Genomic DNA, 11,435 nt, shown 5'->3' on the forward strand with positions numbered 1-11,435 from the left:
CGTCAGGCTTGCCTTGTTATGGCAAAAATGGGCTTTAGTGCAAAAGAAGTATGGGCAATGCCGTCGCTTGAGGTTGGGGCTTGGGTACGAACGTATATGGAGAGTCTTGGGGTTAAACCAACACAAGCGGCAGTAGAGGGCGGTAGCGGTGATAGTGTGGTGTATTCAAAACGCATTCCGCTGAGAGAATTAAAACGGTAATAAAAGGGGCTTTAACGCCCCTTTTTTGTTGATTTAAAGGACGTTTAAATGTCGGATTTAGAACTTAAACTGAAACTAAGAGCAGAGGACTTAGCCAGCCGTGTGCTGGACGGTGTGGTAGCAAAAACAAAGCGTGCTAATGATAGCGTTACCCAATCAACCAAACAGAACGAACAGGCTCAACAGGAAGCAAAACAGCAGACCGCACGAGTGGTGGACGATATTGCGACTAAATCCACAATGCGAGCTAAACGTGCAGCGGAGGCGACACGCACGCTGGGGATTCGTACTGAAAAAGATTTGCAGGCGGAGTTAAGACGTACTCGTCAGGCTTATCAAACCTTAGCAAAAAGCGGTGTGGCATCGGCGCGGGATTTAATGAAAGCTCGTGAGGCGGTCATTCGCAAAGAACGTGAGTTGCAAGCAGAAATGGGTAAAACCCCGCTTGGGCAGCGTGTAGCGAATGTGGGGCGTGGGATGATGGGCGTTGCTGCAGGCGTTGCCGCTGGAGCAATGGTAATGCGTGAGCCTGTGCGTAAATCTATGAGCTATGATCGTGAATTGGCAATGGTGGCAAATACGGCATTCTCCGACCGTGATGTGGCTGGGCGAATTGCAGGCAAGAAAGAGCTACACGAGGCGGTAAAAGGAGCGGTGCAATCAGCTGGTGGCACAAAAGAAGAAGCCCTTGCCTCGTTAAATGCGTTACTTGCCTCAGGTATGGACGCTAAAATCGCAATGGACTTATTACCAACGTTGCAAAAAGGGGCGGTTGCCACAGGCGCAAGTGCGGAGGACTTAGCGGCGATTACGATCTCAGCTTTGCAAAATGGGATTGCGCAGGCAGATATTGGCAAGGCGTTAGATATGGCTGTGGCAGCAGGGCAAGCGGGGCAATTTGAACTACAAGATATGGCACGATGGCTACCACAACAAATGGCTGCTGCAAAATCAATGGGTTTACAAGGGTTGGAAGGGTTTGAAACGTTACTTGTAGCAAATCAGCAAGCACGCGTTACCGCAGGGACAAATGATGAGGCGGGTAATAACCTTGTTAACTTGCTTGCTAAGGTTACAGCAAAAGAAACTAACGAACGTTTTAAAAAATATGAATATATTGATAGCAAAGGCAAAACACGCAGCATCAACTTTGCTAAATCAATGGAGGCTTATAAGGGACAAGGTAAAAACTCACTTGAAGCTTTTATGGCAATTATGGATAACGTGGTGGGGAGTGATGAAAACTACAAGGCATTACAACAGAGGCTAAAAACAGCCAAAAAAGAAGATCAGAAAAAAATCCTTGATGAAATGACCGACATCGTTGAGGCGACAGCAATTGGGCAAATTATCTCGGATAGACAAGCCGTAATGGCATTGGTGGGAATTAGAAACAATGCTGAGTTAGGCGAAGAAGTTAAAAAACAAATTAAAAACAGTGAAGGTGCTGTAGATACCTCACATAAAGTGATTGCAGACACGAATGATTACAAAGTAGATAAGATGAAATCGCAAGCCGAATTTGGGCAAATGGAGGGGCTTAAGGGATTTAATAATTTATTAGGCTCGGCAAGCGAAAAATTATCTGACTATATGGCTGAATATCCTGATTTAACCGCTGCATTGGCAGGAGCTGGTACCGGGATTGCTGCACTTGGTGCAGCTGCGCTAGCGGCAGCAGGCTCGATTAGTTTGTTGGGCGGGGGTAAAAGTGGAAGTGCAGGAGCTGGGGATTTGCTCAGGAGAAGCAGTAAAGGTGCAAAAGGGGCGAGCCGACTGGGTAAATTTGGTAAGGGCGTGGGATTTTTAGCTAAAGGTGGTGTGGTTGCTGACTTGATTCTACACTCTGAAGAATTAAATAAAGGGGAAAATGAATGGATTAATACTCGACATGAAGATCATGCAAAAATGAAAATGATGTCAGAGGAAGAGAAGAAAGAATATATTAATAAAATTCAAGCTGCACAACAGAAAAGAGAGTATGACCACGCTAAAGAGTTATTAGGTAGTCGTTTTCGTCAGTTCTTTATCCCTCAAGAAAATATTGAACGAGCCAAGCGAGTGGTCGCAGATTATGAGGAGGCAAGACAAGTGAGTAGCTTAGCCTTATCTCAAACCTCTATACAGGGGCAGGTGGAAGCGGCAACAGGTACGCTTTCGCAATATCAGGCGGATTTTAATGCCTTTGGGGAAACGATTTCTGCCGGTTTACAAGCAGGCTTGGCGGCACAATCACACACACTCGATAACCGCATTACAGTGGAGCTTGATGGCGCGGTGATTGCAGAGAATGTATCTCAGCGTCAATTTAACTTTTTAAATCGCGGGGTGGCTTAATGTTTAGTGGTTGGGTTGTGCCAATGCACACGGCCTCTTATAAGGGGGTGAGTTTTGATGTTATTTCTATTGAAGACAGTGCCGAACGTGCATTGGTTGAGCATTTATATCCTTACGTCAATGGTGGCGATCTTGAAGATATGGGGTTAAATCCTAAAACGGTGCAAGTGCAAGCCATTTTCTTTGGCGAGGGGTATTACACTGATTTGGTTAAGTTGCTTGCGGTGTTGCAAAAACAAGGGGCGGGGGTGTTGGTACACCCTATTTTAGGGCGAATGCCAAATATGATGTGTTCCTCGCACCGTGTACGACATGATGCGGAAAATATCAATCATTGTACGTTGGATTTAACCTTTAAAGAGGCAACCGAAGCCGAGCCGATTTTTGTGTTTAAGTCCGCGATCGTCAGCAAAATTGACGGTTTAATTGTACAACTTGAGGATCTATTTAATACGGGAGCTGATTTTTGGAATGCAGTAATGAGTAGCATTTCAGCAGGAGCAAACTGGAAAGCGCGCTTATTAGGTATTTGGGGAGGGTTGTACGCTAGCTTTGAAGCGGTGCGTTCGCTTTTTAGTTTGGATAAGAAAAAATACTCAGTGTCGTCTTATGCTTCAAGCAAACATTATGCAACACAGGCGAGTGGGGCTATCAATCAGTTAAAAGAGATGATTGATTTAGGTATTGATTCTGCCTCTAGCCGTACGGCTTTAACGTTTTCGGCACGGTTACGCAATGTGACGGAGGCGGTGGCGAATATCAAAGCCATTCCGCAGGCGGTGTCTGAGGATGAAACGCTTAATCGCTCTAAAACCGTGAAATTGACGGCGAGCGATGTGAGCGAATTGTCAATGATGTTGGACTTAATCTGTTTGGCTAAATTAACCGAATATGCCACCTTGTTGATTGAGGACGAACAGGAAACGTTAATCAGCTATGAACTTGAAGAGCTTAATTATGTGGTGCGTAATGAGGTGCTGGTGTTAATTAATAAGATTCGACAAGCTCAGCAAGCAGACGGCGTGGTAAGTGAAAATGCGAAAACCACAGCAATTTATGAAAGTGCAGAGGCGTTGATTGAACAGTTACGCCAAACGGCACACGATTTTACGGCATTAGTGGTTTCGGTCATCAATAAAAAGCCCCCACTGGTGGTTAAGACTTGCCCGTTAAATGGCACTATCCACCAAGTGGCACACCGTTTTTATGGTGATTATACCCGTGCGGATGAATTGTTATTGCTTAACCCCGCTATCAGATTGCCGAATTTTATTAAAGAGGGAGATTTATTAAATGCTTACGCTCAATAATGTTGTGGTTGAAATTGACGGTTTACAGCATAAAAGCTGGAGAAGCTATGATGTTGATAGTGATTTTTTGATTCCAGCCGATGCCTTTTCATTCGAGTTGGGTGTGCCTGCGAGTGATGACGTTGTGCCTGATTTTTCGGGTAAGACGGCGAAGGTGTTTATTAATGATAAGTTAGTGATGACAGGCATTGTTGATACCACACGGCATAGTCTACGTAAAGGTATGCGGACTTATTCGCTTAACGGGCGGGATAAAGCCCAGCTTTTAGTAGATGCTTCAGCCCCGATTACTAACGTTAAAGGGCTGACAGTGCTTGAGGCAGTCAAAAAGCTGGCAAACCCTTTAGGGATTAGCGAGATTGAACTGCGGGCAGAAAATAACCCTAAGCTGGATAAGATTGATGTAGATGTGGGCGAAAGCGCGGCTGAAATTATCACTCGTGTGGCAAATTCTGCTGGCTTGCATTGGTGGTTTGACCCTAAAGGCGTGTTAATTGTAGGAGGAGCGGATTATAGCTCTCCCCCTGTGGCAACGCTGTGTTGCGTGAAATCAGGCAAGAGAAATAATTTTAATGAGATAGAAGTAAGCTTTGATGTCGCGAACCGTTATAGTGAGGTCACGTTTTGGCGCAGTCTCACGGTAAAAAAGGCGATGATAATAAAAACGACTTAAAGTGGGTATATAAAGATGAGGACTTTGAGTTTTACAAGCCTAAAACAGTGGTGTTAGGCGATTGTGAAAACTTGGAAGCCTTGAAAAAACAAGCGAAAAAACAGCTCTCAGACTGGCAATTGGACGCCTTTGATATGCGGATTGTGGTGGCTGGGCATTGCACCGAAGATGGTACATTGTGGGAGGCCGGGCAACGTGTACACGTGATCTGTGAGGAGTACGATATTGATGCAATTTTTTTCTTGATGGGACGACGTTTCTTGCTCTCGAAAACGGAAGGGACACGCACAGAACTACGCTTTAAACAAGATGGTGTCTGGACACCCGAAGCCTATACAGCTAAAGCGGAGAAAGCAAGGTCTCGTAAAGGAAGAAAAGGAAAAAATAAAAAAGCGAAACCTAGAGAAATTATTTTGGGGTTGGAATCTTAATTAATATGAGACAGTTTGCGAAAAAAGTAAAAGAAACGGCAAAAGGCGTGTCAGATACGGTGCGCGCTGCATTTCGTGGCGTGTTACAGCTTGCCCATAGTGGGGATAATATCCAAAAAGCACAAGTGTCTGGCTTAGCGGATGAGGTGATTTCAGATACTGAGCTTATGCAGCACTTTGGGTTTACCTCTGTGCCACCTGCCGATACGCAGGTGCTGGTTATCCCTGTCGGGGGTAAAACAACGCATAGTGTGATTGTGGCAACCGAGAATGGGGCGTATCGCATTAAAAACTTGCAAAGCGGTGAGGTGGCGATTTATGATCAGTCGGGTTCCAGCATTATTCTCAAGCAAGGTAAATTGATTGAGGTAAGTTGTGATAATTTTGTTGTGAATTGTCAACAATATAGCGTAACCGCTACAACAGGTGCAAGCTTTGACACCCCAAACCTTGAAACATCAAAGCTATTAACCGCACAAGGGCAAATCAATGGCAACGGAGGTATGGCTGTGCAAGGTGGTAGCGGTGCGAGCTTTACAGGATCTGTGACACAAACTGGAGGCGACTTTAAGACTGACGGTGATGTGGTTGCCAGTGGCAAATCACTGGTATCGCACCAGCATAACGAACAGGGCGACGGCAAGCCAACCTCTGCTCCTGTCTAACTTACAAGCGGTTAGATTTCGTAAATTTTTTACGAATGGCCGCTTTCTGAACCCCTTTCCCCCAATCCCTCGCTTTTAATGTTCTATTCTTAAAGTATGGACAGAGAGATCAACCCGCTTACCGGTGACTATACACTTAAACAAATCAGTACACTGCAAAATGCCGTGTATATCAGACTCGTTACACCTTTAGGAACCTGGTGGGCAGACGGGAGTGTAGGCTCTTTGCTCCATACTATTCAACGTGAGAAAGATGTGAGCCGTGTTGGGCGGTTAGCTGTGCAATATGCTGAGGAGGCTTTGCAGCCGTTATTAAATGATGGTAGAACCTCTGATATTCGTATTACGCACGAGCAGCCACTTAATGGCACACTTAATCTTTTGATTCAAGTAACGGATAACAGGGGGGATACCGTAACCTTTAAACACCCTGTAAAGATTATTTAAAAGGGCTTTAAATGGCATTTAATACTCCTACTCTTGAAGAAATTCGTGACGATATTTTGCGAGATCATCTATCACTCAATCCGCAGGCGGATGTGTCTGTGGACTCTGATTATTATGTGCGAGCTTCCGCACTTGCCTCGTGTGTGTCGGGTTTGTATTCCCACCAAAAATGGATTGTGAGACAAGCGTTTCCGGATACGGCGGATAGTGAATACCTCGAAATGCACGCTTCTTTACGCAAAATCTACCGCAAAAATGCGAATTATGCAGCAGGTACGGCGATTGCTACTGGTAATGATGGCTCAGTAATTGCGGAGGGTTTGCAGATTTTAAATGGCGAGAACTATTACGAGGTGACGACTGAGGCGGTTATTCAAAACGGTACAGCTACACTAAATGTGCGATCTCTAGCAACGGGCGAGAGTCAAAATATCATCAAAAACACGGTGGCAAGCTTTATGTCTGCCCCTACTGGTGTGGCAAGTGAGGTTACGTTGCAAGATATTGGGGGCGGTACAGATGCGGAAAGTGATTCTGAGCTGTTAGAACGTTTACTTGAGGCTATTCGTAACCCTGCCGCTGGTGGCACTAAGGCGGATTTTGTGCGTTGGGCGAAAAGCGTGGACGGGGTAACTTCTGCTTTTGTGTACCCTTACCGCAGAGGTAGTGGCACGGTTGATATTGCGATTACTTCAGGTGATGGTTTGCCTTCTGATGAGGTGGTTGCAGCAACTCAAGCCTATATTGAGACGGTTCGTCCTGTCGGGGCTAAAAGTGTGTTAGTGATTAAGCCTGTGATTAAGACGGTTGATTTTGAGATTGAAGTGGCATTAGACAGTGATGTTACGGTTGAAGAAATTACCGAAGAGATTGAGGCAGCGCTGGCGAGTTATTTTAACTCGTTAAAGCCTGCCGACACACTTGTGGTTTCTCAAATTGAGGCGGTTATTAGTGATTTAATCGGTGTGGTTGATCGCAATTTAATTACACCAACCAAAAACCAAACCATTGACGCAATGCGTGAAATGGGCTGGTTTAAATTGGGGCAAGTGGTGGTGCGGGAGATGAGTTAATGGCTAATTTGCAAAGCGAACACGCAAAAGCATTAGGGCGGTTATTACCGCCTGTGTCATATAACGTGCGTGGTGAGTTTTTATATCGCTCTTTATTGATTGATGGCTTACAGCTTGACCGAGTACATGTTAAAGGCTTGCAAGTTTTAGAGGGAATTAATCCGCTTACAGGTGTGATGATTGGTGATTGGGAGCGTGTAACAGGGCTGATCAAAAACAAAAATAAGCCACTAGACGAGCGCATTAAAGCGGTGATTGATAAGCTCAATGACCAAGCCTCGCTTTCTATCCCTTATATTGTGGATAAAGCAAAACAGCTTGGTTATACCATAAAAATTATTGAGCCAGAGCCTTTTCGGGCTGGGGAGTCTTGGGCGGGTGAGGTTTTATGGGACGAAGGTGTTAAATGGATGTTCTTTGTGGACATTGGTGTGCCTGAGGTGCTTTATCGTGGCGAGTATCGGCTGGACTTGTATGGGGTGGATATGATTAGCGACCCTGTGTTTGAAGCATTACTTAACCAAGTACAGCCTGCTTACACTAAATACTGGATTAGATATTACAACGGATAATAACAATGCGTAACAAAATTAACCGAATTGACAGCGGAAACGGCAAATTTAAAGACGGCAACCCGCTTACAGGTGAATACGGCACGATTGTAAAAGCTGAATGGCTTAATGCAGTGCAAGAAGGCTTACTGACTAATCAAGGTGAGATTTTAACAGTTCTCCGAAAAGCGGGCATTGACCCAAATGAAGCAGATGAAACTCAATTATGGCAGGCGTTGCAGGTAATTTCAGGACAGGTTGAATCTATTGAAGCGTTGCGTAAGTTTGAGCCGTTGCGTGATAATCAAGCTGTATTTGTTAAAGGTTACTACGCCGGCAGCAATGTGGGTGGTGGGTATTTTATTGCGAATTTGAAGGATACCACTACGGCAGATAATGGTGGCACGGTGATTGTTACTGCTAGGGGTAAGCGGTGGGTGCGTGTATCTAACCACGAAATTAAGTTATCAGAATTTGGCTTAAAGGGTGGTAAGGCGAACGCACAAGAAGATACCATCAAAATCAATGCTGCATTTAAATATGCTTATGAAAAGAAAATCCCCAATGTAACGAATGATATTCCGAACGATTATTATCTCAGTACTTTTATTAGGATTGGGGATAATCTTACTTTTACAAATGTAGATGGGGTAAGGTATTTAAGGGCAACCAATGGAGCAATGCTTTATAACGGGCTAACCATTACACCAGAATCGTCTGCTGAAAATAGATGTAAAAATATCAAAATTATTGGTGGCGTATTTGATTCAAATGCAACTGAATTTTGGTCATCGGTCAACTTTATGTCGTTAGGTTATATCGACGGACTGCATATTGATGGCGTTAAGTTTATCAATTGTGTACGAAATCATGCTATTGATATGTCTGCGTGTACAAATGTTTTGATTGAAAACTGTCGTTTTCTTGGTTTTTCACCTGAAGTCACAACTAAATACGGAACAGCTCCGGGATTAACCCACGATAGAAGCTACGCTGAAGCTATACAGATTGATGATAATGTGGAGGGAACATTTTCAGGTGGCCGTTTAAAGGGGGATAGTGACACAAATATCATTATTCGGAACAACATTTTTGGCAAAAATCCAGACGATACAACAGGTTTATTTGGTGGCTATGGATGCGCTGTAGGCGCACACTATGCAGCTAGAGGTGTAGCACATCACGCTAACATTATTATAGAGGGGAACTTAATAGAGGATTGCCTCTATGCGGGGATTCGACCTTTTGTGTGGGATGACGTTAAGATTATTAACAATGTGTTTCGTCGTAATAGACGTCATATTTATATTTGGTGGTTGGCAGATACAGGTGTTAATCCATCAGAAGCAGGTAAAAATTATCATATTGAAGGTAATGACTTCGGCGACGTCGTGGCAGAGCATATCACGCTACAAATCTTCGGCAATAACTACACTGATGGGTTTGCAAAGACAGAAGATGTAATCATTGCAGGTAACACTTTCGGTAGAACTGAATGGAAAGGACCTTTAATAAAGTTACAAGGCGCGCACAATGCCGTTGTCACTAATAATGTGTTTGATGTGGCAACCCGATTTATTGATATAAATTATTGCTCTAATATCTCGGTCACTAATAATTACGGAAATAAACTAGAGTATGAACTGCTGGCATCAAGGAATGACATCTACCCACCAAATGTAGGCATATCTGAAGACATTATTATTAGCGGTAACATGGCGAAGGGGTCATCAGGTGGCGTGTTGTATTTGAGTAAAATGCGTAATGTTAATGTTATTAATAACATATTTCTTAACGTGGCAAATAAGAATTCTATCTCATCAATTCGTGCGCTTGATACGGAGGGGTTATTCATAGATAACAATATAGTTACCCTTGCTCAATCTGCGGTGGAGGTTAATACAAAAGTAATCGATGTGGCAGATACTTGTACAAATGTTAATGTTGGAGGTTTACTCACCAACTCCTCCCAAGCATACAGAGTTAGAGCGGTAGATTTTGAAGGTGTTAAATTTGACTTAACGTACATCAGGAAAAGCCAAATCGAGGCGCTAATCGTAGGTGTCAATGATAAATATCGTAATCTTCTTGTCAACGGCTCAGCATTAATAACAAAAGGTTTAACTGTAGGTACTAAAGACGAGATTAGCTTTGCAAGCAAAGGCTACGCACAAGCTCAAAGCCCTCCTGAGGGTGATAATTCGATAAAACTTGCAACAACGGAGTGGGTTAAGAATTTAACTTCAAAGGAGAAGGTACTTTGGCATGGTTCTAGTACGAATGCGGTCTCAATTAATTTAAATCAGCAGACAGGTTTGATTTATATTTTATATTCGATGCGAGGGTTTAACAAATTTGATAGTTTTCTACTTGGTGACGCGCATGGCACCACTATCGGGCATTTAGAGTACGGCGGTGAGAATGCGGATAGAGCCTACAACTCATTAATCCGCTTAACTGTTAACAACAACACATTGACTTTAACACCTGAAGGACACCATATACCAACGATTAAGAAAGTGATTTTAATAGGAGCTTAAGAAATGATTGTGTATTTTCTGAAGAATAACCTTAAAGATTATGTGATTTATCCACCACCCGAGAATGTTGAAGATTACTATGCAATAAGCGTGAATAATGAATCTGAGCTTAATGGAAAAATTTTAATTGAGAAAAAGGGGAAATACCTGTTAATAGATGACGAGATTGACTTGAAGGAGGCTAAATCTTCTAAACTTAAGGAGATTAACACTAAATCTCAAAATTTTATTAATAGTATTGCTCAAATTGATAAAACGCCAAACTTTGAGCGCGAGACATGGTTAATTCAGGAAGCAGAAGCAAAATCATGGAAAGCCAATCCTCACGCGGATACACCAGTTCTTACGGCAATAGCCTTGAATCGCGGGGTTGATGTGGATGTGCTACGTGAGAAGGCTTATCAGAAGTCAATTGCTTATAGCGTATTAGCGGCAACAATTGCAGGGCAGCGTCAAAAATTTGAAGACCTATTAGAGCAAGCGCAAACCATTGAGGAGGTGCAAGCGATAGAGGTGATTTATCAGTTAGGGGCGACAAATGAGTGATAAAGTAAATGGGCAAGTTTATCTTGCCTTGTACAAAGGCAAAGCCAAAAACTGGCGTTCTCGCTTGGTTGATTCAGTTATTAAGTTATTTACTAAGGGTGAGTACTCACACTGCGAAATAGCGGTGTTTCATTCTGAGTTAGTGGGAAACTACGATATAAACGAGTGGTTTAGATGTTACACATCAAGCCCTCGAGACGGTGGGGTGCGCATTAAATGTATTAATGTGAACGATTCGAATAAATGGGATTTGATTAAACTTGATAACGTCACTGAAGATGAGATAGAAGAGTTTTTTGAAAAAACAAAAAGCAAGAAATACGACCTGTTAGGCGCCATAGGCGTGGTATTTCATAATAAACACAGTCGTAATCGTTACTTCTGTTCCGAGTGGTGTTGGGAAGCTTTAGGAAGGTCTCAGGGGTGGCGATTTAGTCCGAATGATTTGGCAATGATTTTTAGCAACAAGAAATAAAGGAATAAAAGAATAAAAAATGGACAAAAAAATAATTTTAGACGAAAGTGCAATAAAAAACGCGTCAATAACATATACTGACAAAGCAAGCAAGCAAGCAAGCAAGCAAGCAAGCAAGCAAGCAAGCAAGCAAGCAAGCAAGCAAGCAAGCAAGCAAGCAAGCAAACAAGCAAGCAAGCAAGCAAG

10 protein-coding genes and 1 pseudogene are annotated in these 11,435 nt (G+C 43.2%); all 11 read left to right on the plus strand.

What is annotated here, in order from left to right:
• Positions 1-18: 18 nt before the first annotated feature.
• The 11 genes and pseudogenes from CVP05_RS03335 to CVP05_RS03385 all read left to right on the plus strand — a co-directional run bounded on the left by CVP05_RS03335 (position 19) and on the right by CVP05_RS03385 (position 11,249).
• Positions 19-201: a hypothetical protein gene (locus CVP05_RS03335; RefSeq protein ID WP_100288151.1), complete on the plus strand. Its 183-nt coding sequence runs from the start codon at positions 19-21 to the stop codon at positions 199-201.
• 48 nt (positions 202-249) lie between these two features.
• A complete protein-coding gene (locus CVP05_RS03340; protein ID WP_100288152.1) occupies positions 250-2,538 on the plus strand; it encodes a phage tail tape measure protein in 2,289 nt (762 codons plus the stop codon).
• Positions 2,538-3,848, plus strand: a complete 1,311-nt coding sequence (locus tag CVP05_RS03345; protein WP_100288153.1) for a DNA circularization protein — start codon at positions 2,538-2,540, stop codon at positions 3,846-3,848. The genes CVP05_RS03340 and CVP05_RS03345 overlap by 1 nt, the downstream gene beginning before the upstream one ends.
• Positions 3,832-4,952, plus strand: a pseudogene (locus CVP05_RS03350) (phage baseplate assembly protein). The gene CVP05_RS03345 and the pseudogene CVP05_RS03350 overlap by 17 nt, the downstream one beginning before the upstream one ends.
• A 5-nt stretch (positions 4,953-4,957) precedes the next feature.
• A complete protein-coding gene (locus tag CVP05_RS03355; protein WP_100288154.1) occupies positions 4,958-5,617 on the plus strand; it encodes a phage baseplate assembly protein V in 660 nt (219 codons plus the stop codon).
• Positions 5,618-5,713: 96 nt separating this feature from the next.
• Complete coding sequence (locus CVP05_RS03360; protein ID WP_100288155.1) at positions 5,714-6,064, plus strand: phage GP46 family protein; 351 nt, start codon at positions 5,714-5,716, stop codon at positions 6,062-6,064.
• Positions 6,065-6,075: 11 nt separating this feature from the next.
• Positions 6,076-7,137 (plus strand): baseplate J/gp47 family protein, encoded by a 1,062-nt coding sequence (locus CVP05_RS03365; protein WP_100288156.1) that lies wholly within the window; start codon positions 6,076-6,078, stop codon positions 7,135-7,137.
• Positions 7,137-7,709 (plus strand): putative phage tail protein, encoded by a 573-nt coding sequence (locus CVP05_RS03370; protein WP_100288157.1) that lies wholly within the window; start codon positions 7,137-7,139, stop codon positions 7,707-7,709. The genes CVP05_RS03365 and CVP05_RS03370 overlap by 1 nt, the downstream gene beginning before the upstream one ends.
• Positions 7,710-7,714: 5 nt before the next feature.
• Complete coding sequence (locus tag CVP05_RS03375; RefSeq protein ID WP_100288158.1) at positions 7,715-10,228, plus strand: right-handed parallel beta-helix repeat-containing protein; 2,514 nt, start codon at positions 7,715-7,717, stop codon at positions 10,226-10,228.
• A gap of 3 nt (positions 10,229-10,231) precedes the next feature.
• Positions 10,232-10,774, plus strand: coding sequence for a hypothetical protein (locus CVP05_RS03380; protein ID WP_100288159.1), 543 nt, complete (start codon positions 10,232-10,234; stop codon positions 10,772-10,774).
• A complete protein-coding gene (locus tag CVP05_RS03385) occupies positions 10,767-11,249 on the plus strand; it encodes an enoyl-CoA hydratase (protein WP_100288160.1) in 483 nt (160 codons plus the stop codon). The genes CVP05_RS03380 and CVP05_RS03385 overlap by 8 nt, the downstream gene beginning before the upstream one ends.
• Positions 11,250-11,435 lie beyond the last annotated feature (186 nt).

The sequence above is a fragment of the Conservatibacter flavescens genome, assembly GCF_002795425.1.
Classification (GTDB): domain Bacteria; phylum Pseudomonadota; class Gammaproteobacteria; order Enterobacterales; family Pasteurellaceae; genus Conservatibacter; species Conservatibacter flavescens.

What these genes read in the sequence shown, in the direction of transcription:
- CVP05_RS03335 (WP_100288151.1), top strand. Translation starts at nt 19, where the DNA reads ATGGCAAAAATGGGCTTTAGTGCAAAAGAAGTATGGGCAATGCCGTCG.
- CVP05_RS03340 (WP_100288152.1), top strand. Translation starts at nt 250, where the DNA reads ATGTCGGATTTAGAACTTAAACTGAAACTAAGAGCAGAGGACTTAGCC.
- CVP05_RS03345 (WP_100288153.1), top strand. Translation starts at nt 2,538, where the DNA reads ATGTTTAGTGGTTGGGTTGTGCCAATGCACACGGCCTCTTATAAGGGG.
- CVP05_RS03355 (WP_100288154.1), top strand. Translation starts at nt 4,958, where the DNA reads ATGAGACAGTTTGCGAAAAAAGTAAAAGAAACGGCAAAAGGCGTGTCA.
- CVP05_RS03360 (WP_100288155.1), top strand. Translation starts at nt 5,714, where the DNA reads ATGGACAGAGAGATCAACCCGCTTACCGGTGACTATACACTTAAACAA.
- CVP05_RS03365 (WP_100288156.1), top strand. Translation starts at nt 6,076, where the DNA reads ATGGCATTTAATACTCCTACTCTTGAAGAAATTCGTGACGATATTTTG.
- CVP05_RS03370 (WP_100288157.1), top strand. Translation starts at nt 7,137, where the DNA reads ATGGCTAATTTGCAAAGCGAACACGCAAAAGCATTAGGGCGGTTATTA.
- CVP05_RS03375 (WP_100288158.1), top strand. Translation starts at nt 7,715, where the DNA reads ATGCGTAACAAAATTAACCGAATTGACAGCGGAAACGGCAAATTTAAA.
- CVP05_RS03380 (WP_100288159.1), top strand. Translation starts at nt 10,232, where the DNA reads ATGATTGTGTATTTTCTGAAGAATAACCTTAAAGATTATGTGATTTAT.
- CVP05_RS03385 (WP_100288160.1), top strand. Translation starts at nt 10,767, where the DNA reads ATGAGTGATAAAGTAAATGGGCAAGTTTATCTTGCCTTGTACAAAGGC.